The 21,918-nt window shown below is 70.7% G+C and carries 19 protein-coding genes; 8 read left to right on the top strand and 11 right to left on the bottom strand.

Annotation, left to right across the window (positions count from 1 at the left end; genetic code table 11):
- Positions 1-39 precede the first annotated feature (39 nt).
- Positions 40-2,202 (top strand): O-linked N-acetylglucosamine transferase family protein, encoded by a 2,163-nt coding sequence (locus ACFPMG_RS14500; protein ID WP_376995796.1) that lies wholly within the window; start codon positions 40-42, stop codon positions 2,200-2,202.
- A 116-nt stretch (positions 2,203-2,318) separates the two neighbouring features.
- The gene (locus ACFPMG_RS14495; RefSeq protein WP_376995795.1) at positions 2,319-2,564 is read left to right on the top strand and encodes a hypothetical protein; all 246 of its coding nucleotides are present in this window, start codon (positions 2,319-2,321) and stop codon (positions 2,562-2,564) included.
- A 1-nt stretch (position 2,565) separates the two neighbouring features.
- Here ACFPMG_RS14495 and ACFPMG_RS14490 read toward each other — a convergent pair whose 3' ends face one another.
- A complete protein-coding gene (locus ACFPMG_RS14490) occupies positions 2,566-4,239 on the bottom strand; it encodes a CHAT domain-containing protein (protein ID WP_376995793.1) in 1,674 nt (557 codons plus the stop codon).
- A gap of 74 nt (positions 4,240-4,313) precedes the next feature.
- On the opposite strand from ACFPMG_RS14490, the gene ACFPMG_RS14485 reads away from it, so the two are divergent.
- Positions 4,314-5,078 carry a glycosyltransferase family 2 protein gene (locus ACFPMG_RS14485; RefSeq protein ID WP_376995791.1) on the top strand — a complete coding sequence of 255 codons (765 nt, stop codon included), beginning with the start codon at positions 4,314-4,316 and terminating at the stop codon, positions 5,076-5,078.
- Here the strand turns inward: ACFPMG_RS14485 and ACFPMG_RS14480 are convergent.
- The 6 genes from ACFPMG_RS14480 to ACFPMG_RS14455 form a co-directional block, all read right to left on the bottom strand.
- On the bottom strand, positions 5,069-5,302 hold the full coding sequence (locus ACFPMG_RS14480) for a hypothetical protein (protein ID WP_014198240.1): 234 nt from the start codon (positions 5,300-5,302) through the stop codon (positions 5,069-5,071). The genes ACFPMG_RS14485 and ACFPMG_RS14480 overlap by 10 nt on opposite strands.
- A 390-nt stretch (positions 5,303-5,692) precedes the next feature.
- A complete protein-coding gene (locus tag ACFPMG_RS14475) occupies positions 5,693-5,899 on the bottom strand; it encodes a DUF1656 domain-containing protein (RefSeq protein ID WP_014198238.1) in 207 nt (68 codons plus the stop codon).
- Positions 5,896-7,968 (bottom strand): FUSC family protein, encoded by a 2,073-nt coding sequence (locus tag ACFPMG_RS14470; protein WP_376995790.1) that lies wholly within the window; start codon positions 7,966-7,968, stop codon positions 5,896-5,898. The genes ACFPMG_RS14475 and ACFPMG_RS14470 overlap by 4 nt, the downstream gene beginning before the upstream one ends.
- Complete coding sequence (locus tag ACFPMG_RS14465) at positions 7,965-8,870, bottom strand: efflux RND transporter periplasmic adaptor subunit (RefSeq protein ID WP_376995789.1); 906 nt, start codon at positions 8,868-8,870, stop codon at positions 7,965-7,967. Before ACFPMG_RS14465 ends, ACFPMG_RS14470 begins: the two co-directional genes overlap by 4 nt.
- 223 nt (positions 8,871-9,093) lie before the next feature.
- The gene (locus ACFPMG_RS14460; RefSeq protein ID WP_376995788.1) at positions 9,094-9,558 is read right to left on the bottom strand and encodes a MarR family winged helix-turn-helix transcriptional regulator; all 465 of its coding nucleotides are present in this window, start codon (positions 9,556-9,558) and stop codon (positions 9,094-9,096) included.
- 57 nt (positions 9,559-9,615) lie between these two features.
- Positions 9,616-10,515 carry a LysR family transcriptional regulator gene (locus ACFPMG_RS14455; protein ID WP_376995787.1) on the bottom strand — a complete coding sequence of 300 codons (900 nt, stop codon included), beginning with the start codon at positions 10,513-10,515 and terminating at the stop codon, positions 9,616-9,618.
- Between the two features lie 129 nt (positions 10,516-10,644).
- Here ACFPMG_RS14455 and ACFPMG_RS14450 point away from each other — a divergent pair, with 129 nt between their 5' ends.
- Positions 10,645-11,838, top strand: coding sequence for an MFS transporter (locus ACFPMG_RS14450; protein WP_376995786.1), 1,194 nt, complete (start codon positions 10,645-10,647; stop codon positions 11,836-11,838).
- A gap of 41 nt (positions 11,839-11,879) precedes the next feature.
- The gene (locus tag ACFPMG_RS14445) at positions 11,880-12,704 is read left to right on the top strand and encodes an aldo/keto reductase (protein ID WP_376995785.1); all 825 of its coding nucleotides are present in this window, start codon (positions 11,880-11,882) and stop codon (positions 12,702-12,704) included.
- A gap of 162 nt (positions 12,705-12,866) precedes the next feature.
- On the opposite strand, the gene ACFPMG_RS14440 is transcribed toward ACFPMG_RS14445, so the two are convergent.
- Positions 12,867-14,648 carry an SLC13 family permease gene (locus ACFPMG_RS14440; RefSeq protein WP_376995784.1) on the bottom strand — a complete coding sequence of 594 codons (1,782 nt, stop codon included), beginning with the start codon at positions 14,646-14,648 and terminating at the stop codon, positions 12,867-12,869.
- A gap of 32 nt (positions 14,649-14,680) precedes the next feature.
- Positions 14,681-16,699, bottom strand: coding sequence for an AsmA family protein (locus tag ACFPMG_RS14435; protein WP_376995783.1), 2,019 nt, complete (start codon positions 16,697-16,699; stop codon positions 14,681-14,683).
- 192 nt (positions 16,700-16,891) lie between these two features.
- Here ACFPMG_RS14435 and ACFPMG_RS14430 point away from each other — a divergent pair, with 192 nt between their 5' ends.
- The 3 genes from ACFPMG_RS14430 to ACFPMG_RS14420 are packed head-to-tail and all read left to right on the top strand — an operon-like array spanning position 16,892 to position 19,707.
- Positions 16,892-17,995, top strand: a complete 1,104-nt coding sequence (locus ACFPMG_RS14430; protein ID WP_376995782.1) for a hypothetical protein — start codon at positions 16,892-16,894, stop codon at positions 17,993-17,995.
- A 2-nt stretch (positions 17,996-17,997) separates the two neighbouring features.
- Positions 17,998-19,308, top strand: coding sequence for a hypothetical protein (locus tag ACFPMG_RS14425; RefSeq protein ID WP_376995781.1), 1,311 nt, complete (start codon positions 17,998-18,000; stop codon positions 19,306-19,308).
- Positions 19,309-19,326: 18 nt separating this feature from the next.
- Positions 19,327-19,707 (top strand): hypothetical protein, encoded by a 381-nt coding sequence (locus ACFPMG_RS14420; RefSeq protein ID WP_376995780.1) that lies wholly within the window; start codon positions 19,327-19,329, stop codon positions 19,705-19,707.
- Here the strand turns inward: ACFPMG_RS14420 and ACFPMG_RS14415 are convergent.
- Both ACFPMG_RS14415 and ACFPMG_RS14410 read right to left on the bottom strand, forming a co-directional pair.
- Positions 19,704-20,630: a DMT family transporter gene (locus ACFPMG_RS14415; RefSeq protein ID WP_376995779.1), complete on the bottom strand. Its 927-nt coding sequence runs from the start codon at positions 20,628-20,630 to the stop codon at positions 19,704-19,706. The genes ACFPMG_RS14420 and ACFPMG_RS14415 overlap by 4 nt on opposite strands.
- Before the next feature lie 85 nt (positions 20,631-20,715).
- On the bottom strand, positions 20,716-21,918 hold the full coding sequence (locus tag ACFPMG_RS14410) for a CaiB/BaiF CoA transferase family protein (RefSeq protein WP_376995778.1): 1,203 nt from the start codon (positions 21,916-21,918) through the stop codon (positions 20,716-20,718).

The following is a 21,918-nucleotide window of genomic DNA, read 5'->3' as shown; positions in this document are numbered from 1 at the left end:
CTCTTCAGCCATGCGGTGAAATGCTCTACACAAGCCAGCATGGCGACGATCAAGGACGTGCTGGCCGCGGCGCTGGCCCATCATCAGGCCGGACGGCTGGCGCAGGCGGCAGGCGGCTATCAGGCCGTCCTCGACACGCTGCCCGAGCACCCCGACGCGCTGCATCTGCTGGGCGTCGTCTATCTCCAGGCCGGACACCCGGCGGAGGCCGAGCCGCGCATCCGTGCCGCCATCCGCGCCGACGCGACCGTCGCCGACTATCACGACAATCTGGGCAGTGCGCTGCGCGCCCTGGACCGGGCGGCGGAGGCGGCGGAATCCCACCGCGCGGCGATCCACCTGCGCCCGGCCTTCGCGCAGGCCCATTACAACCTCGGCAACGCGCTCGACCGGCTGGGCCGGCTGGAGGAGGCCGCGGACGCCTACCGGCAGGCCGCCGCGCTGCGCCCCGGCTACGCGCGCGCCCGCTTCAACCTCGGCAACACGTTGACGGCGCTCGGCCGGCCGGACGAAGCGGACGGCGCCTTCCGCGCCGCCCTGGCCGACGATCCCGGATTCGGGGAGGCGCACGCCAACCGCGCCTCGCTGATGTTGCAACGCGGCCGGGCGGCGGAGGCGCAGCGGACCTTGCACCGCGCGCTGGCGCTGCGCCCCGACCACGCCACGGCGCTCGCCAACCTGTCGGCCGCCTTGCTGGCCCTCGACGCCCCCGCCGACGCCGAACGGGCCGCCCGCCGCGCCGAATCCGTGCGCCCGGACTTCGCGGAGGCCGCGCTGCGCCGGGGCGATGCGCTGCAAAAGCGCAACCGTCTGGCCGAGGCCGCCCGCGCCTACGCCTGGGGCGCCGCCCTGTGCCCCAATCTGGCCGAGGCTTACGCGAATCTCGCGCTGGTGCGCCAGACACAGGGCGATCTGGATGCCGCTGAGGCCGGCTACCGCCGCGCCTTGGCGCTGCGGCCCGATCTGGCCGAGGTGCGCTCCAACCTCGCCTATCTGGAGCTGTTCCGGCCGGGCGTGACGCTGGCGCGCGTGCTGGAGGCGCACCGCGGCTGGGACGCCGTGCACGGCGCGCCGTTGCGGCCCGAATGGACGCCGCGCGCTCCGGCGGTTCGGGACGACTCCCGTCCGCTGCGCGTCGGCATCCTGTCCGGCGACTTCCGCCGTCACCCGGCGGGGCAGTTCGCGGTGCGGGCGGTGGAGGCGCTGCCGGACTTCGGCGTCGAGCTGACCCTCTACGCCAACCAGTTGGAAGCGGACGACCTCACCGACCGCTTCCGCGCCGCGGCGGCGCGCTGGGTGCCGGTCGCCGACCGGACCGACGCTGAACTTGCAACGCTGATCCGGAACGACCGGCTGGACGCGCTGATCGACCTCGCCGGGCACAACGCCCGCGGGCGGCTGGGCGTCTTCGCGCGCAAGCCGGCGCCGGTGCAGGTGGCGTGGTCCGGCTACATGGCGACCACCGGGCTCGCCGCCATGGACGCGCTGGTCGCCGACGCCCACCATGTGCCGGAGGGGGCGGAGCGCTTCTACAGCGAGCGCATCCTGCGCATGCCCGGCGCCTTCATCGCCTACGACCCGCCGCCGGACGCGCCGGAGCCCGGCCTGCCGCCCTGCCTGACCGGCCAGCCCGTCACCTTCGGCGTCTTCAACATCCTGACCAAGCTGACCGATGAGGTCCTCGCCACCTGGACCGCCCTGCTCGCCCGGTTGCCCGAGTCGCGCCTGCTGCTGAAGACCAAGGCCCTGTCCTGCCCGGAAACCGCCGCCCAGTGGCGCGAACGGCTGGCCGCGGCGGGCATCGCGCCGGAGCGGCTGATCCTGGCCGGGGCGACCGGCAGTCGGGAGCATATGGGCTGGTGCGCCCGCGTGGACGTGGCGCTGGACCCCTTCCCCTTCGCCGGCAGCACGACGACGCTGGAGACGTTGTGGATGGGCGTTCCGGTCGTCACGCTGCCCGGCGAGACCTTCTCCAGCCGCCATTCGCTGGCTTTCCTGAGCGTGGCGGGGGTGGAGGGCTGCGTCGCCCGCGACCCGGCGGACTATGTGGACCTTGCCGCCGGCTGGGCCGCCGGCCCGGCGCGGCTGGCGGAACTGCGCCGGACCCTGCGCCCGCGCATGGCGGCCGGGCCGCTCTGCGATGGGCGGCGCCTGGCCGAGGCGCTGGCAACGTCTCTGCGTGATCTGTCGCGGCGGGACTAGCCTTTCCGGATAGGACGACGCCCAATCCGAAATTAGGGGTTGTTTGGACACTAATTTTTCGTCACATGTTGTATATCAGATTCATTAAGGGTCGCGACGCCCCAGGGAGGTCCTGGATGCTGAACCTTTCGGCCGTCCGCACGGCCATTGAGGACGTGGAGCAGGCCATCGGCGCGGTGCTGGCGCCGGAAGCGCTGACCGCCAGTAAGGTGGCCGCGAACCGGCGGGCGCTGGCGCGCCTTTACACCGCCTATGCCCAGGGCGTTCTCAAGCGGCACGGCATCGCCGTGGATCTGGACGACATCTGCGGACAATGCTGCCGCGACTGCCCGGATGGACGTTGCGCCCGGCTTCCCTCCTGAGTCACTTTTCGCCGATGAAGCGGACCCAGGGGAAATCCAGAACGTCGAACCAGCGCACCCCCGGCCCTTCCCCCCGCCGCTCCAGTGCGTCGAGCACCGCGAAGGGTGCGGCCTGATCCAGCATCCAGAACCCGCGCCCCTCCCGCAGAAAGGCCCCGATGTAGGCCGCGGTCGAAGCGAGGAAGGCACGCCCCCGCGGAGTGGGTTGGAACGCCGCGAAGCAGACGGTGATCTCCCGCGTCGGGCCGCGCCAGCGGGCATCGCGCAGCAGCCCGACGTCGGCTCCATCCAGAAGCGTCGCCAGCGCATCAAGCCCCCCGGCCAGCGTGCAATCGGCGTCCAGATGCAGCAGGGGCCGCCCCCAAAGCGTCATCAGCTGGTGCCAGCGCAGGAAACGGATGCAGGCGTAGTAGGTGGTGCGGCGATGGTCGTCCCAGCCCGTGAAGTCCACCTCCTCCCGGCTGGTGCCCAGCGGCAGGCGTTCCCGACGCCGGGCGAGGTCGGCCAGAGTCTCCGGCGAGGGATTCACCACGTGGACATGGACCGCCACGCTCCCTGCTTGCGCCTCCACCGAATCGAGCAGGCCCGTTGCGAAGCGCCGGTAATAGCCGTCGTCGCAGGACACCGCCAGCAGCGGCCCGTTCCCCGCCGGCGGCTCGGCCAGCAGTTCCAGAGGGGGGAAGGCGCTGAGCAGGGCGTCGGCGTCGGGGAGGCCGTCCAGCGCCCGCCGCCCGGCCCGCACCATCGACCACAGGCGCAGCTCGAAATCCGCCGCCACCTCCGCCGCGGTGAATCTCCGGGCAAAGCGCCGCATGAAGCGGCTGGCGAGGTCCGTCCGCCCCCGCCGGTAGAAGCGGTAGGCGACCACCGCCGCCGCCCGTGTGTCGCGCGGGTTGCGGCGCAGGACCGTCAGGGCGGTGCGGGCGGCACGGTCGAGCAGCCGTTCCGGCGCCTGCCCGGCCTGGACGAGCGAAAGCGCCGCCCCGGTCAGCGCATCCGCCGCCGCCCCGTGCCGCGGATCGGCGACGAGCGCGTGGGTCAGGGCACGCCCCGCGCGCTCCACCAACTCCGGGTCGAGGCGCCGGGCGTGCGACAGCGGACGGTCCAGCCCGGCGTCGGCGAGCGCGCTCACCGCCGCGTTGTGGAGCGCGTCGGGGTGGGCGGGCGCCAGGGCCACCGCCTGCCGGCGCAGCCGCGCCGCGTCCTCCGCCCGGCCCAGCGCGGCCAGAGCGTTGGCGCGGTTGATGCGCGCCTCGGCGAAGTCGGGACGCCGGGCCAGCGCCTGGGCGAAGGCCGTTGCCGCGCCCGCCGCATCCCCGCGCTCCAGCCGCAGCGAACCCAGCGTGAAGGCGGCCTGGACGTCCGCGGGGTCGAGCGTTGCCGTGCGGGCGAAGGCGCGCTCCGCTTCGTCGGGCTGTCCGGCCGCGCGCAGGGTCCGCGCCAGATTGCCGAGGAAATCGGCGTCACCGGGCAGAAGCGCCACGGCGCGGCGCAGCAGCGGCAGAGCCGCGCCGAGCCGGCCGGTCTGGCTTTCCAGGACGCCCAGCAGGTGAAGCGCGTCGGGATGGCCCGGTTGGCTGCGCAGGATGCTATGATAGAGGGGGCGGGCCTCGTCCAACCGGCCCGCCTGATGGTGGCCGACCGCGGCGGCCAAAGCATCCCGAAGTGTCACCATGCCGCCTGTCTACACGCGCCGCGGGGCTGGAGTCCATGCGGCGCCGCGGTCGGGCACGTTCCCAAGGAGAGACCATGGCCGACCGGCCGCTCGTCAGCGTCATCACGCCAAGCTGGGGACGGGAGGACATCCTGCCGCTGTGCCACGCCCGCGTCCTGTCCCAGACCGTCCCCGACATCGAGTGGCTGGTGTTCGACGACAGCCCGCGCCCGTCCGCCTATCTCCAGCCCCTCGCCGGGCCGCGGCTGAAGTATTTCTACGCGCCGCGCCGCTACGCCATCGGGGAGAAGCGCAACATCCTGGCAGAGCACGCGCGCGGCGAGGTCATCGTCCATTTCGACGATGACGACTTCTACGCGCCCAACTATGTGGAGCGGCTGCTCGGCTGGCTGGAGGCGGGGCACGAGGCGGTGACCCTGTCCGGCTGGTTCCTGCACAGCGCGGTGCACGGGGCCTTCGGCTATTGGGACACGGCGCGCGGCGGCTCGCACCATCGCTGGGGCCGGACGACGCGTTCGTATGTCGAGGCGCCGGAGACACCGCCGTCCGACGACAATCTGCTCGGCTACGGCTTTTCCTACGCCTACCGCCGGTCGGTGTGGGAGGCGGTGCGCTTCCCGCCGGTCAACGCCTGCGAGGACGCCCCGTTCATGAAGAGCGCGCGGGAGCGCTTCCGCGTCGCCGCCTTTCCTGACGCCGAGGGGCTGTGCCTGCACACCCTGCACGCCCGCAGCACCAGCCTGTGCCTGCCGCAGTATGAGTTGCCGCCACTGCTGTTGGAGCGCCTGTTCGGACCGGAGATCGCGGCTTACACCGGGGGTGGGCCGGGTCAGACCTGAACGTCGAGATACATGCCGCGGCGGTAATTGCGCGGCAGCGTCAGGATGCCGTTCACCAGAAGGCTGGCCAGTTCACGGACGCTGGGGATGCGCTGGCGCCCGCCGCCAACCTGCTCCGCCCGGTTGCGGACGCCGACCGTTCCCGGCGACGCGACTCGCCCGCCGCCGACCTCGGAGCGGATCGGTTCGTTGGAGCGGTCACCGGTGCGTCGCGTTTCAACCATGGCCGAAATGGTACCGCAAAGGCCGCCCCACCGGCAAGGCGGAGCCGGCGCGGTCCATCCGTTGTCGCGCGCGGAAGCGATGGCTCCGTTCCAACCCCCAGCCAAAGCACCCGACGTTCATAACCCTCTCCCCCCTGGGGAGAGGGTGGCCCAAAGGGCCGGTGAGGGGGTCGTGCGTGGCTTGAAGTCCGGCAATAGCGCAACCCCCTCACCCTAACCCTCTCCCCAGAGGGGAGAGGGAACTGGTCTCGACCGTCCCATCGCTTGACAAACTGTTATATCAGCGGTAACCGATACGTCTCTAAACCTTACGGTTTGGATGGGTATAGGTGGTTCGGGGCGTCGGAGGGAAGTCCATAACAATAAGCGCCCCGATCCGCCTTCTCCCCTTCACCGCAGCCACGCGGTCAGCGCCGTCAGCGCGCTCAGCACCAGCACATAGAGCGCCAGATCGAACAGCGGCGGGTGCCAGACCCAGCCGTAGAACCCCACCGCCCGCAGGCCGCGCCGCAGCAGGCCCGAGACGAACCAGGCCGCGATCGCCAGGATCAGCAGCGGGGGAATGAACAGCCCATAGATGTCGATTTCGCCGATCATGCGGTCACCGGCTCGCGGAGCGATTCGCTGGAGGATTCAGGCGCGGCGAAGGTCAGGTGCGGGAACAGCGCGCGGCGCAGCCCGGCCAGCGCGATCACCGCGCGGTCGCGCTCCGCCGACCGCGGCTCGGCCGACAGGTTGGACAGGGCGGCGTCCATCATCGGCAGGACCTCCGCCGGGGGCGTGCCGAGGCGGCGGCTGGACAGGCCGCGGAAATGCTGCCCCACCGCGCCCAGCAGCCGCGCCACATGGGGAGCCGCCGGGCCGCCCAGGGCGCGGCGGGCGCGCTGCAACTCCGCCACGTTCAGACCGACGCGCAGGTCGTTCACCGCGTCTGCTGCGGCCAGATCCTGCTGCGGACCGGCCAGCGCCAGACGGGACGACAGCAGCCCGACGCGGTCGAGCATACGGTTCTCGAAGCTGCCCACCGGAATGCCGGAGCGGGCGGCGGTCATCGCCGCGATCTCGCTCCAGCCGGCGCGGAGCAGGCGCCGGGCGCTCCAGGCCGCGCCGACCGAGCGGCAGAGCTGGGTGACCAGCAGCGCCGTGGCGATGCCCACCACCTGCGCGACGTTGCTGTTGAGGAAGGAGGCGAAGTCCCCCGTCCCGAGGTCGAGCAGGCTGAGCGAGCCGACCACCCCCATCAGCAGGGCCATCGCCTTGCCCATGGTCGCCGGCCGTGCCACGAAGACGCCCAACAGCAGAAAAGTCGGAGCCAGGCCCAGCACCAGCATGGGGAAGCTGTCGAAGGACGGCAGCACGACCAGCAGGTAGAAGGCGGCCAGCGGCACCGACAGCAGGGTGAAGACCAGGAACAGGCGGATGCCCGGCGCGGGATCGTCCAGCGAGGCGAAGAAGCAGCAGAAGACCGCCGTCATCATCGCCGCCGCCGATCCCGACGACCAGCCGGTGCCGATCCAGAAGGCGCAGACCACCGCGATCCCGAGCAGCGCCGCGAAGCCCGACCACAGCGCCATGCCGGCGTCGAGATGGAAGACGTCGCGCGAGCGGCGGCGGGTCAGCGGGTCGAGACGCTCCGGCAGGCTGCTCTTGCCGTCGCGGATGTGCGCCCGCAGGTCGCGGCAGTCCTGATGGATGTCCACCAGCGAGCGCAGCCGGGTCAGCAGGTTGAGAAGCGTTGCCTCCTTCCAGCCGGTGTCCGCACCGATGACCGGGGACAGCCGGGCGATCTCTGCGCGCAGACGGTCGGCGCCGCCCTCCGCGTCTTCCCCCCCCACCCAGCGGTCGAGATCGGCCAGCAGCGCCGAGACCTCGGCAGGCAACTGGCCGCGCAGGGCGTCCAGACGATCCTCGATGCCCGCGGTCAGCGGCAGCAGATAGGCCATGCGGTCCTGCATCGCCCGCACCGCCCGCGTCATCCAGCGCACGTCGGACGTGTCGTAGGGCAGATGGGTCGCCATGACGCGCAGTTCGGTGATGTCGCGGGCCAGCTTCTGGCGCTCCTGCGCGTTGGCCGCCCCTTCCGGCGCCCGCTCGCGCGACAGGGCCTCGCGGGTCCAGCGCTCCGCGTCGCGCAGCGTGGCGTCCAGCCGGCCGAGCAGCGCCGGCCCGACGCTCTGCGGGAAGACCACGCTGTGCACCACGGTGGCGCAGAGGATGCCGATCAGGATCTCCTCGACGCGGGCCAGACCGGTGTCGAAGATGGTCGACGGGTCGGTCACCGCGGGAAAGCCGATCAGGCCGATGGTGTAGCCGGCCAGCATGAACAGATAGCTGCGCGGCGTGCGGTCGAGCAGCGAGATGAACAGGCAGACCGCCACCCACAGCCCCAGCGCCAGGGTGAGCAGCTCGGGCGAATCGGCGAGCGCCGGCACCAGGGCGATGGCCCCGGCGCAGCCCAGCGCCGTCCCGGCGACGCGGAAGACCGCCTTCGACCGCACCGCGCCCGACAGCGGGCCGGAGACGATGTAGGCGGTCGCCATCGCCCAGAAGGGCCGCGGCAGTCCCATGGAGAAGGCGATGTAGAGCGCCGCCATGGCCGCCGCGAAGGCCTTGACCGAGAACAGCGCCTCGTTCAGCGAGACCAGTTTCAGGGCGGGCGTCTTCATTGCTCGGCCACCCGCTTGGCGGGCGCCCCCTGCTCCGCCTCCCGCACCACCTCGACGGTCACGGTGCGCCCGGCGACGAGGTCGCGGGGGTCGGGGACCCGCTCCAGCGCGACGCGCACGGGAATGCGCTGGGCCAGACGGACCCAGTTGAAGGTCGGGTTGACGTTGGGCAGCAGGCCGGTACCTTCGGTGCGGTCGCGGTCCACGATGGCGTGGGTCACGCTGTCCACCCGGCCGGTCAGCCGCTCCGGCTCGCCCATGATGGTGACGCGGACCGGATCACCGACGCGGATGCGCGGCAGCTTGGTCTCCTCGAAATAGCCGACGACGTAGAAGGAGTGGCGGTCGATCACCGCGACCACCGGCTGGCCCGCCGTCACGTAGTTGCCGGCCTTGAGCTGGAGGTTGGTGACGAAGCCGTCCACCGTCGCCCGCACCTCCGTCCGCTCCAGATTGAAGCGGGCGAGGTCGAGCGCCGCCTCCATCTGGCGGGCGGCGGCGGCGGCCTTGGCCTGGGCGGAGGCGACCTCCTGCCGCTGGGCGGTGGAGACGACGTTGTTGCCGAGCTGCGCGTAGCGGTCGGCCTCGGCCTTGCGGAAGGACAGCTCGGCGCGGGCGCTTTCCAGGTTGGCGTCGGCCTGATCGACGGCGAGGCGGTAGCGGCTGGGGTCGACGACGAACAGGACGTCGCCCTTGCGGACCGCCTGGTTGTCGATGACCCGCACCTCGGTCACCAGACCGGCGACGTCGGAGGACACCTGCACCACGTCGGCCCGCACCCGCCCGTCGCGGGTCCAGGGCTGGTTCATGTAGTAGTCCCACAGCCACCAGCCGCCGCCGACGGCGCCCAGCGTGACGACCAGCGTGACCGTGATCCGAATGAGGAGGGAGAAGAGTTTCACCGTTGTTCGTCCTTGCGCTCCACCGGCCCGGCCGGGAGCGATGTTTGCGAATCCAACCCTCTCCCGCCCCGGGAGAGGGTGCCCGCAACAGCGGGTGGGTGAGGGCCCTGCGAGGATCGTGGCGCTGATCCTTGGCGGCCCCCTCACCCTTCCCACGCCTGCGGCGCGGGCCCCTTCCCTCTCCCGGGGCAGGAGAGGGGAATTCCATTGCCATAAACCGCCGTCAGCCCTTCATGGCTCGGGCGTTCGACTCGATCAACGCCATGACGCGCACCGCGCCGGCGATCTCCGGGCCGGAGACGCCCTGGAGCAGGCGGCGGCGCACGTCGTTCAGCGCGGCGTTGACGCGGGCCAGCAGGTCGCGGCCCTCGTCCGTCAGGTGCAGCGTCTTAGCCCGCCGGTCGTCCGGGGCCTCCCGGCGCTCGACCAGCTTCGCGGCCTCCAGGCTGTCGAGCAGTCGGACCAGCGACGGCCCCTCCACCCCCATCTCCTCGGCCAGCTCGCGCTGGCGCATCCCGTCGCCGAGTTCGTTCAGAAGCATCAGCGGCGAGATGACGGAGGAGGAAAAGCCGCTCTCCGCCAGCACCTTGTTCGCTTCCCGCCGCCACAGGTGGGCGGCGCGGAACAGGTGGATGCCGAAGTTGGACGGAAAGTCCGGGGCGGGGGTGGACGGGTTATTCGATTGCATGCCTATTTAATAGCTTTGCTATCTAATTTCGGCAAGACGCCCCACCCCGCCGCTCGGTCATTGCAGGCATGCGCGCATCCGCGGCGTCATGTGGTCGAGGAAAGCGCGGACCCGGTGCGGGACCCGTTCCCGCCCGGTGTAGACGGCGTGGATTTCCTCGCTGTCCACCAGGACGTCATCGAGCACGCTGACCAGCCGCCCGTCGGCGAGGTCATTGCGGATGTGGTATTCGGCCAGCCGCCCCAGCCCGAGGCCGAGCAGCGCCAAGTGGCGCACCGTCTCGCCGTTGTTGGCGACGATGCGCGTGTCGACCTCGCGGTCGACCAGCCGCCCGCCGGACTTCAGCGGCCAGACCGCGGCGGCGCGCCGGAAGTTGAAGCCCAGGCAGTCGTGGCGCTCCAGGTCCGCGGCGCTCTCCGGCGTGCCCATGCGCTCCAGATAGTCCGGCGAGGCCACGATCCGCCGCCGCACATCGCCCAGCCGCACCGCCAGCAGCGCCGAATCGGACAGCCGTCCGGCGCGGAAGGCCACGTCGGTTCGCGCCGCGTAGAGGTCCACCACCTCGTCGGTCAGGGTCAGGTCCAGCCGGATGCCGGGATAGGCCCGCGTGAAGTCGGGCAGCAGCGGCAGCAGGCAATGCCGCCCGAAGGGCACCGACACGCTAATGCGGATCGTTCCGGTGGGCGAGCGGGCGCCGCCCGCCACCTCCGCCTCCATGGCGTCGAGGTCGCCCAGCAGGCTCTCGGCCCGCTCGCGGTACAGCTCCCCCTCCGCGGTCAGGCGCAGCCGGCGGGTGGAGCGTTCGACCAGCCGCACGCCGAGCCGCTCCTCCAGCCGGGTCACCAGCTTGGCGGTGGAGGAAGGGGTCATGCCGACCTCGCGCCCGGCGGCGCTGAAGCTGCCCAGCGCCGCGACGCGCAGGAAGACCCTCATGTCCCAGGCCCGGCTGTCGCTCATCCTGTCCGCCCCTTCGCCGATCTTGTCATTCAATGACACGATCATGCGAAAACGGACGGCATTCCGCATCCTGTCCTTTTGGCGCATCTGATGCGTCCTGCACAGCTCGCATGGATGGAGCCTTCAGTCATGCCACTCGCACTGCTGGCGCTGGCGATCAGCGCCTACGCCATCGGAACGACGGAATTCGTCATCGTCGGCCTGCTGCCGACCGTCGCCACCGACCTGAACGTCAGCCTGCCGATGGCCGGCATGGTGGTCAGCGTCTACGCGCTGGGCGTCACCGTCGGCGCCCCGGTCCTGACCGCGCTGACCGGCCGGCTGCGGCGCAAGCCGCTGCTGCTCGGCCTGATGGGCCTCTTCATCGCCGGCAACCTGCTGGCCGGGGTCAGCCCCAATTACGAGACGCTGCTGGCCGCCCGCGTGCTCAGCGCCTTCGCCCACGGCGTCTTCTTCTCGGTCGGCGCGACCATCGCCGCCGACCTCGTGCCGGAGGACAAGCGGGCCTCGGCCATCGCCATGATGTTCTCCGGCCTGACCATCGCCATCGTCACCGGCGTGCCGATGGGCACCTGGATCGGCCAGCATTTCGGCTGGCGCTCCACCTTCCTGGCGGTCTCCGCGCTGGGCGTGATCGGCGCGCTGGGCGTCGCGGCGCTCGTCCCGGCGAAGCTCAGCCAGCCGCCCGCCGCCGGGCTGGGCACGCAGGTCCGCGTGCTGGCCAAGCCGCGCCTGCTGCTGGCCTTCGCCATCACGGCGCTGGGCTATGGCGGGACCTTCGTCGCCTTCACCTATCTGGCGCCGATCCTGGAGACGATCACCGGCTTCTCCAGCGGCACGGTCAGCCTCGTCCTGGTGCTCTACGGGGCGGCCATCGCGGTCGGCAACATGGTCGGCGGCAAGCTCGCCAACCGCAACCCGGTCCGCGCGCTGGCGTGGCTGTTCGCCCTTCAGGCGGTCGTGCTGATCGTCTTCACCTTCACCGCCTCCAGCCCGGTTCCGGCGCTGGTCACCCTGGCCGGCATGGGCGCGCTGGCCTTCGCCAACGTGCCCGGACTTCAGCTCTACGTCGTGCAGCTGGCGCAGCGCCACGCGCCCGGCGCGGTGGACGTCGCCTCGGCCCTGAACATCGCCGCCTTCAACCTGGGCATCGCCGCCGGCGCCTTCTTCGGCGGGCGGGTGGTGGACAGCGCGCTCGGCCTCGCGGCAACGCCGTGGGTGGGTGGGCTGTTCGTCCTGGGTGGGCTGGCGCTGACCCTGCTCAGCGGCGCGCTCGACCGCAAGGACGGGCGCCGCGGCGAGGCCGTCGCTCAGCCCGCTTGATTATACTGAGAAGAACACTGCCTTCGAGAGGATCGAGACCAATGCACACTGTGAGCGCCAACGGCGCCTCCATCCCCGCCCTCGGCTTCGGCACCTTCCGCATGAGCGGCCCCGACGTGCTGCGCATGGTGCCGGAGGTCCTGAAGCTCGGCTTCCGCCACATCGACACCGCCCAGATCTATGGCAACGAGAGCGAGGTCGGCGAGGCCATCAAGGCGTCCGGCCTGCCGCGCGGCGAGGTCTTCTTGACCACCAAGGTCTGGGTCAGCAACTACAAGGCCGACGACTTCCGCCGCTCGGTGGACGAGAGCCTGGCGAAGCTGCGAACCGATTACGTGGACCTGCTGCTGCTCCACTGGCCGAACGAGGCCGTTCCGCTCGCCGAGCAGATCGAGGCGCTGAACGCCGTCCAAGCCGCCGGCAAGACCCGCCACATCGGCGTCAGCAACTTCAACCGCAAGCTTCTGGACGAGTCCGTGCGCCTCAGCAAGGCGCCCATCGTGACCAACCAGATCGAGTACCATCCCTATCTCGACCAGTCGGCGATGCTGGAGGCGGCGCGCTGCCATGGCCAGTCGATCACCGCCTATTACGCCATGGCCGACGGCAAGGTCTTCAAGGACCCCGTGCTGACCGACATCGCCGCCCGGCTGGGCAGGAGCCCCGCCCAGGTGGTCCTGCGCTGGCTGGTCCAGCAGGAGGGTGTGATCGCCCTGTCGAAGACGGTCGGCGAGAAGCGCGCCGCCGAGAACCTCGCCATCTTCGACTTCGCGCTGTCGGAGGCGGACATGGCGGCCATCCACGGCCTCGCCCGCCCCGACGGGCGGATCGTCAGCCCGGACGGTCTGGCGCCCGCCTGGGACTGATGTGGTCGAGCAAGAAGCCCTCTCCCGTCCCGGGAGAGGGTGCCCGCGTAGCGGGCGGGTGAGGGTCGTACGAGGATCAATGCGCTGATCCTTGGCGATACCCTCACCCTTCCCACGCCTTCGGCGCGGGCCCCTTCCCTCTCCCGGGACGGGAGAGGGCGTCTAATGCGGCATCAGGGGCCAGAACAGCGCGATCGCCGTCGTGCCCAGCACGATGACGATCAGCGACAGCGGCAGACCGAGGCGCGCGTAATCGCTGAAGCGGTAGCCGCCCGGCCCCATGACCAGCGTGTTGCACTGGTGCCCGATGGGGGTGAGGAAATCGCAGCCCGCCCCCACGGCCACCGCCATCAGGAAGGCGTCGGGCCGCAAGCCCAGATGGTTGGCGAGGCTGGCCGCGATGGGGGCCATCACCAGCACGGTGGCCGCGTTGTTCAGGAAGGGCGTTACCGCCATCGCCGCCATCAGCATCAGGGCCAGCGCGCCGACGGGCGGCAGCCCTTGCGCGGCGATGGACAGCCAGCCGGCGATCAGCTCCGTTCCGCCGGTGGTGCGCAACGCCTCGCTGACCGGGATCAGGGCGCCCAGCAGCACCAGGATCGGCCACTCGATCGATTCGTAGGCTTCCTTCAGCGTGATCACCCGCAGCGCCGTCATGGCGACCGCGGCGCCGAAGAAGGCCAGCGTCACCGGGACGAGGCTGGTCGCCACCAGCCCGATGGTCACCGCCATCACGGCCAGCGCGATCCGCCGCTTGCGCCGCCGCCCGATGGACAGGTTGCGCTCCGCCAGCGGCAGGCAGCCGAGTTCGTTCAGCGTGTCCGACAGCCCCGCCGCCCGCGCCTGAAGCACCACCAGATCGCCCGGCTGGAAGCGGACGCGGCGCAGCCGCTGGCGGATCGGCCGGCCGCGCCGGCTGAGCGCCAGCAGGTTGGCGCCGTAGCGCTCGCGCAGTTCGACATCCTCCACGTTGCTGCCGATCAGGGGGGAGCGCGGCTCCACCACCGCTTCGAGGACCGCCAGATCCTCGTCGCTCTGCACCCCCTCCAGCTCCTTCTCGTGCATCAGCTCCAGGCCAGCGTGCTTCACGAGGTCGCCCAGCGCCTGGGTGTCGGCCTCCAGCACCAGCACGTCGCCCGCCAGCAGCACCCAATGGCCGGACGGGATGAAGCGGCGATGCCGCTCGCGGATGATCGCCGCCACCGTCACGTCGCCCTCGCCGTAGGCCTCCAGGTCGGCGACCGTCTTGCCGACGAAGGGCGATTTCTCCGGCAGCAGCGCCTCCGCCGTGTAGTCGTCGATGGAGAACCCCCCGGCGCTGCCCGAGGCCGCTTGGCGTCCGGTGGGCAGAAGGCGGTAGCCGACCGTCAGGAAGGCCAACCCCGCCACCGCGATGGTCAGGCCGACCGGCGTGAAGTCGAACATGCCGAAGGGTTCGCCGACCATCTCGTTGCGCAGGCGGCTGACGATGATGTTGGGGGAGGTGCCGACCAGCGTCATCAGCCCGCCCAGCAGCGAGCCGAAGGCCATGGGCATCAGCAGCGACGACACCTTCGTCCCGTTGCGCCGCGCCACCTGCATGGCGATGGGCATGAAGATGGCGAGCGCCCCGATGTTCTTGACCACCGCGGACAGCAGGGTCACCGCCCCGGTCAGCACGATGATCTGCGCCGGCACGGTCTTCATGCGGGCGCCGAGGGGGCGCATCACCTCCTCGACTATGCCGGAGCGGCCGACCGCCGCGCTGACCACCAGCGCCGAGCCGACGATGATGACGATGTCGTCGGAGAAGCCGCTGAAGGCGTCCTTTGGCTTGACGATCCCGACGGCCACCGCCGCCAGCAGCGCCAGCATGGCGACGAGATCGTAGCGCAGCTTGTCCCAGATCAGCAGCGCGATCACCGCGCCGATGATGCCGAAGGCGAGTCCCTGGTCGAGCGTCATGCAGCCCTTTTTTGGGGATTGTTGGTGCGTCGTTACTGCGATTTTCCGGACGGGGAGCCCGAGGGAGCCGCGTCGCGCCCTTTGCCGGCCCCGCTGGAGCCGGTGTTGGCGTTCGACGGCGACCGGGCGTTCCGGACGAGTTCGCCGCAGTGTGGCTGCTCGTCACTGCCTGGGTCAAGAAAAGGCAGGACGCTGGCCAGCGGCGTCAGCAGGACGCCCAGCGCCACCGCCGCGGCGCCGCGCGCCGCCGATTCCGCCGCGTTCACCCCGATGTCCGGCGCACCCAGCGTGCCGCGGACATGGACCGGGACATGGGTGGCGAAGATCTGGGGGCTCTTGGCCCGCCCCAGCACGGTCATGTCCATCGCCTCGCTGCGCAGGTTGATGGTGCCTTCCGCCGTCACCAGCGTTTCCGGCGTGTCGAGCACCAGCGCGCGGCTTTCCACCAGCCCGTCCTTCACCGTCACGTCGGCAACCAGGCAGTTGAAGGGCAAGGGCTTGTCGCCGGACAGGACGACGCCCAGCGTTTCCAGGATGTTTGTCTTCAGCCCCTTGACCGCGTAGCTGGTGATCCGCCCACCGTCCACCGCGACGCCCAGTTTGCCGTCGGAGGACCCCAGGATGTTGGCGACCGTGGTGCCCTGCCCCTTGAGCTGGATGCGCCCGCTGGCCGTGCCGCCCATCTCCTGCGCGAAGGCCGTCTCGCGGAACAGCCGGGCCAGCTTGATCTGCCGGACGTCCAGGTTGACGTCCAGCGCCGGAGTCTTGCGCCCGCCGTCCAGCACGGCCGTCCCGGCGACCCGCCCGCCGCCGACGCCGAGCGACAGCGGGTCCAGCACCAGCCGCCCGTTCTCCAGCTTGGCCCGCGCGTCGAGGGCGTCCAGTGTGGAGAAGGGCGCCTCCACATGCTCGCCGCGGAACTTCACGTCCATGTCGGCGGTGCGCAGCTTTTCCAGCGGAACCTCGGTGGCCGGGATGATCCGCTCCCGCCCCTTGGTCGGGTAGTCCCCGCGGCCTTCCGGCGAGGCGCCGATGAAGCCCGCCAGATCGATCGCCGCCAGCTTGCGCGACGTGAGGTCGCCGGTGATCCGCGGACGCTCGCCACCCAGATCGACCGCCACCTGTCCGGACAGGTCGCTCTCGCCGACCTTGCCGTTCATCCCCTCGAACCGCCAGACGTCGCCCTCGCGCCCGAGATGGCCGGAGATGGCGTAGGGCCGCGTCGTCGGCACGGGAATGCCCAGGATCGGGAAGACGTCGGCCAGATCGTCGCCGCGCAGTTCCACCGACAGGTCGACGCCCTGGAGCAGCACCGGCTCGGCGATCGAGCCCTCGATCTTGCCGCGGGTCTTGCCGATGGCGGTCTCGACGCGCAGGGGATAGGGTTTGGGATCGTCGCGCAGATACTCCAGCGAGCCGCCGGCCGCCGTCAGGGTGAAGGGCTTGCCGGCGAAGTCGCCCTTGCCCTCCAGCCGAACCTCCTGGTCGCCGTTGCCGCCGACCGCCGTGTTGACGCCGCTGTCGATGTCGATCTTGCGGATCGGGTCGCGGAAGCGCAGGCGCCCCTCCTCGACCACCAGCGTCTCGATGATCGGCAGGTCGCCGCGGTCTTCCGGCTTCATCGTCTCCTTCGCCGCCTCCTTGCGCGGGTCCGGCCCGCCGAAATCCCAGTTGGCCGCGCCCTCCCGGTTCTTCTCCAGAAGCAGCTTGGGACCCGACAGGCGGATCTCCGGAAACTCGAAGTCACCGCGCAGCAGCGGCCAGGGGCGAAGCTGAAGGTCCAGCACCCGCAGTTCCGCCATCGTCTTGTCGTCGCTCCACTCCGCGTTGGCGACCCGAAGCCCCTCGACACGGATGCGCAGCGGGTCCCCCAACCGGACGTTGAGATCGCCGTCGATGGCGACCTCGCGGTTCAGCGCCTTGGACGCCTGCCGGGCGACGAAGCCGCGGGCGTCGTTCCAGTCGAAGACGGCCAAGGCGATGCCGGCGCCCGCCACCACGGTCACCACCAGCCCCAACAGGCCGTAGCCGATCCATTTCACCACGGCCATCCGCCGCGCCCCCCCTTGCCTGCCCGCACCGCACCCTCTGGCTGAATAACGGGCAAATGACCGCCGATGTGGCGCCTTACCTCCAAAGGGCTGAGGAAAGGACGATCTTATGCGGATTTAACGAAAAATTGAGCGAATCAGGCTACGTGTGGTACCGCGCGGCTTTCCACTTCCCTCCCGAACCCGAGAACCATGCGTTCACTTACGAATTTTGCTCCCTCCACCTTCGAGGAGCGCGGCGCCGCCGTGGCCTTCACCACCCCGGTGCTGGCGCAGACGCGGGTGCGCAAGGATGACCGGGACAAGCTGGAGGTTCTGATTCCCAACCTGTCGGACGGGCACGGGGTCTATGTGGTGCCGTGGAAGGGGTTGCCGCTCGCCTTCCCGATGACGGTCCACGACCGCATGTTGCAGGACCTGATCCGCAAGGGAGACGGCTGCTCCCCGGACGACATCCGCAAGGCGGTGCTCCAGGCGGCACGTTGCGGCCTCGCCGGTCCGCTGGCCGTGGAGGCGGCGGAGGCCGCTCTGCGCGACGAGGACGAACAGCGGCTGCTCATCAACTACCAGTTGATCGTCGAGGTGCTGAAGGCGGTCGGCTTGGAATCGACGGACATCCTGCGCGCCGGCCTCGGCTCCGAGAAGGGCGAGCAGCTGACCCGCAGCTACATGACCAAGGCGGCGCAGAGCCTTGCCCTGGAGCCGACCGAGCTGTACGCGCGGGTGGCCGAGCTGGCGACCTTCATGGAGCCGGTGGGCATCGCCAGTTCGCCCCGGCCGGCGCGGCTGCGCCGTCTGGCGCGCGACCTGCTGCAGTTCCGCGACAGCATGACCGACTGGGCGACCGGAAACGTGTCGGAGGCCGCACCCATAGGCACCTTCTGCGCGGAGGTGGCGGAGCACACGCTCAACCAGGTCCGCAACGTGGTGAACCAGCTCGACCAATCGGTGGCGGCCTTCGAACTGCTGCTGCGCCAGTGGGACACCAAGCGCACGCTGGTGCGGCGGTCGACCACCCGGCTGTCCTGGCTGCTCGACGGCTGGGACTTCATCATCACGAGCTGGGCGGAGGCCCAGACCCGGAGCAAGCACGAGCAGGACATGGCCGTGCACGAGCTGTTCCGCGTCCTGCCCCTGCTGCCCAAGGACGAGGAGAAGTCCGATCACGCGCTGCTGGCCGACGGGCTGCTGGCCGCGAACCGCCGCACGGTGCGCGCTTATGTGGACTGGCGCAGCGGCCAGCTCGACACGGACCTCGTGATGCGGATCGAGGCGATCAAGGGGAAGGCGGCCTGACCATGACCACGGACCCCAAGGCCCTTCTCAGCCTCGGCACCAAGCTGCTGGACATCGACGAGGCCCGCTTCCGGCAGGTGGTCGACCTGTTGCAGCAGATCGGCGACCATCCGGAGGTCCGGCACACCTTCTCGCTGATCCGCCCCCGTCTGGCGGAGGTGCGGCCCCGGCGGCGCGCGACCTTCAAGCGGCTGTTCTGCGAACCGTTCGAGGACCTGTTCCAGCTTCCCACCGGCAACCAGCCGGCTCCGCTGAACAAGGTGGACCGCGGGGTGGTCAACGCCCTGTGGCCGCTGGTGGAGGACCACATCGGCAAGGAGCGGCTGCGCGGCGCCGCCGGCGCGCTGGGCGACGGGGCGTCGCGGGCGGAGCCGGCCCGCGCCTTCTGGTCCATGGCCTCCGCCGCCGTGGCCGACATTCTGGAGCAGACGGAAACGGGGCGCTTCGCGGACGAACTGGGGCTGCGGCTGAATCCCGACCGCCTCCGCACCATCGAGGACATCGCCCGCATCCTGACCATCGCCCAGCCGGTGGCCGAGCTGAAGGCCGTCCTGTCGCCCAAACCGATCCAGAAGCTGCACAAAGACCATCTGGACGGCATCCAGGCCATCGGGCGGCAGGTCGCGCGTGGGCGGCCGGAGGCGCTGAAGCTGTTCATCCTGCTGGCCGCGGCCCGCCTGTCCGACCCGTCGATCCTGCTGGGCAACCTGTGGGACATGGATCTGGGCCAGAAGTCCAGCGACCGCGCCGCCCTGTTCCTGGATCTCAGCGGCACGGTGGTGGCGCAGATCGAGGAACGGTCGCGCGGCGTCGCCTCGGCCGCGGGCGGCACAGTGGACCGCATGGCCGCCGCCACCCTCGCGGTCGATCTGGTGGCCAGCCTGGAGGCCACGCGCAACGCCATGGAGCACAGCCGCAACAAGGAGTTCGACCAGCGGCTGAAGATCATCCGGAACTCCGTGCACGAGCTGGTGCGCACCCAGGTGCTCGACGGGGCGGAGACCGAGATCCTCTCCGCGGTGGAAACCATGGCTCCCGGCACCGACACCGCCCGGATGGTGCAGGCGGAGAACCAAGCCCGCGCCCTGCGCAAATGCTCGACCATCGCCGACACGCTGGGCCTGCGCGGCGCGTTGAAGAGCGTGACCCAGCAGGCCACCGCCTCGCTGACCGGCACGGCGCGGCAGTCGCTGGCGGACGGGGTCGGCGATGTGCGAACCGGCTACACCGCCATCCGCATGATCGAGCTGATTGCCGGACCGGCGGAGGCCAACCAGATCATGGATGACATCCTGAGGGGTGGGCGCCGCTGAGGGTACCGGGGAGATCGCATGACGCGCCGCGGAGGCTATGTCGGCTGGGCGCTGCCGGAGGCCGAACGCGCCCGCCTGCTGGCGCGGTTCCCGACGCGCTACGCCCGCACCGTCGCCCATCACGTCACGCTGGCCCACGGCGTCGGGACACGTCATCCGCTGCCCACGGAGCGCGAGGGAACGGTTCTGGGGCTGGCCGACGATGGGGAGGGCGTGCAGGCGCTGGTCGTCGCCATCGCCGGGACGACCGACCGCCCCGGCGGCGGGACCTACCACATCACATGGTCGCTGGGACCGGGCCGCCGCGCGGTGGAGTCGAACGCGGTGATCGCCCGCCTCGGCTGGAGCCCGGTGGCGCCGGTTGCCGTCCGGCTGGAGCCGCGCTTCTTCCCATTCTAGGCACCGGGGCCGCCGCTGGCGTTGGCCTCCGCCGCCGCACCGCGGTTCAGCGCCTGCTCCCGGTGGAAGACGAACAGGCCGCTGCCGATGATGAGCAGCGCGCCCACGATGATGCGCAGGGTCGGCGCCGTTCCCCAGACCAGCAGGTCCAGCACCACCGCCCAGATGATCGAGACATACTGGAACGGCACCACGACCGCCGCCGGGCTGAGCTGGAGCGAGCGGTTCATCGCCGCGTGCCCGGCCAGCGCCGTGACACCCAGCGCCCCCAGCAACAGGAAGTCCAGCCCCGGCGGCGGCACCCAGACCAGCGGCAGCGCCGCCCCGCCGAGCAGGCCGGTGCCGAAGGTCTGGAAGCTGACCAGCGACAGGTTGCTCGACTCGCGCAGCAGCCGGGTGGAGATCAGGCCGGTGGAGAAGACCAGCGTGCCGAACAGGGCGACCAGCGACGGCACCGCGTCGAACTGGCCCGTCGGGTTCAGCACGATCACCACCCCGGCGAAGCCGACCACCACCGCCGCCCAGCGGCGCCAGCCCACCTTCTCGCCGAGCAGCGGCACCGACAGGGCGGTGACGATCAACGGGGCGGCCATGTAGATGGTCATGACGTTGGCCAGCGGCAGCGACCGCACCGCCCAGTAGAAGCAGGCGACCTCCCCCGCCACGCAGCCGACGCGCAGAAGATGCAACGGCAGCCGCTTCACCGCGAAGACCGACCGCACCCCCTCGCGCAGGATCAGCGGGGCCAGCAGCATCGCGCCGAACAGGCTGCGGATGGCCAGCAGCATCGCCACCGGATAGTCGGCGACCAGCCATTTGCCGAGCGCGTCGTTGACGGTGAACAGCGACATGCCCAGCAGCATCAGCAGGATGCCCAGGCGGGTGTCGGTGGCGGCGGAGGACGGGGTGGTGGAGGCGATCATCTCGGTTCACGCAAAAAATCCCTTCCCCCGCGCACGGCGGGGGAAGGGATGGGATCGGGGCGGCAAAATGACGGGTGCGCGCGGTTCAGACCACGCCCTTCTCCCGCAGGGCCGCGATGTCCGCCGCGCATAGGCCCAGCGCCTCCCCGAGCACGGCGTCGGTGTGCTGGCCGAGCGTCGGTGGCGCCACCGTGTGCTCGATGGGGGTCGCGGAGTAGCGGATCGGGCTCGCCACCGTCGGCACCGTTCCGGCGGTCGGGTGCGGCAGGTCCTGGTGGATGTTGCGCGCCTGGACGTGGGGGTCGGCGAAGACCTGGGACACGTCGTTGATCGGCCCGCAGGGCACGCCCACCGCCTCCAGCGCCGACAGCCAGTCGCGGCTGGTCCGCTGCTCCAGCAGCCGTTCCAGGATCGGCACCAGCTCCTTGCGGTTGGCGACGCGGGCCGGGTTGGTGGCGTAGCGCGGGTCCTGCGCCAGTTCCGGTCGCCCGGCGACTTGGCAGAATTTGGCGAACTGCCCGTCGTTGCCGACCGCCAGGATGATGTGGCCGTCCAGCGTGGCGAAGGCTTGGTAGGGCACGATGTTCGGGTGCGCGTTGCCCAGCCGCTGCGGCGCCTTGCCGCCGACCAGATAGTTCATGGCCTGGTTCGCCAGCACCGCCACCTGCACGTCGAGCAGGGCGAGGTTCACCCACTGCCCCTCTCCCGTCCGGTCGCGGTGGGCCAGCGCACCGAGCACGCCGATGGTGGCGTAAAGGCCGGTGAAGACGTCGGTGACCGCGACGCCGACCTTGACCGGCCCGCCGCCCGCCTCGGTGTCGGGCTGGCCGGTGATGCTCATCAGCCCGCCCATGCCCTGGATCATGAAATCGTAGCCGGCCCGCTTGGCGTAGGGGCCATCCTGCCCGAATCCGGTGATCGAGCAGTAGACGAGGCCCGGGTTGATCGCCTTCAGGCTGTCATAGTCCAGCCCGTACTTGACCAGCCCGCCGACCTTGAAATTCTCGATGACGACATCGGCCTGGGCGGCCAGCTTGCGCACCAGTTCCTGGCCTTCCGGGCGTTCGAAGTCGATCGTGATCGACCGCTTGCCGCGGTTGGTGGAGAGGAAATAAGCCGACTCCTCTCCGGCCCAGGGGGGACCCCAGGCACGCGTGTCGTCCCCGGCGCCGGGCCGTTCGACCTTGATGACGTCGGCGCCGAGATCGGCCAGCGTCTGCGCCGCCCACGGCCCGGCGAGCACGCGGGAGAGTTCCAGGACACGGACATGGGAAAGCGGGCCGGGCAT

This window comes from Azospirillum himalayense, from assembly GCF_042657465.1.
Lineage (GTDB): Bacteria > Pseudomonadota > Alphaproteobacteria > Azospirillales > Azospirillaceae > Azospirillum > Azospirillum himalayense.
This window is presented reverse-complemented; position numbering and strand designations above follow the sequence as displayed.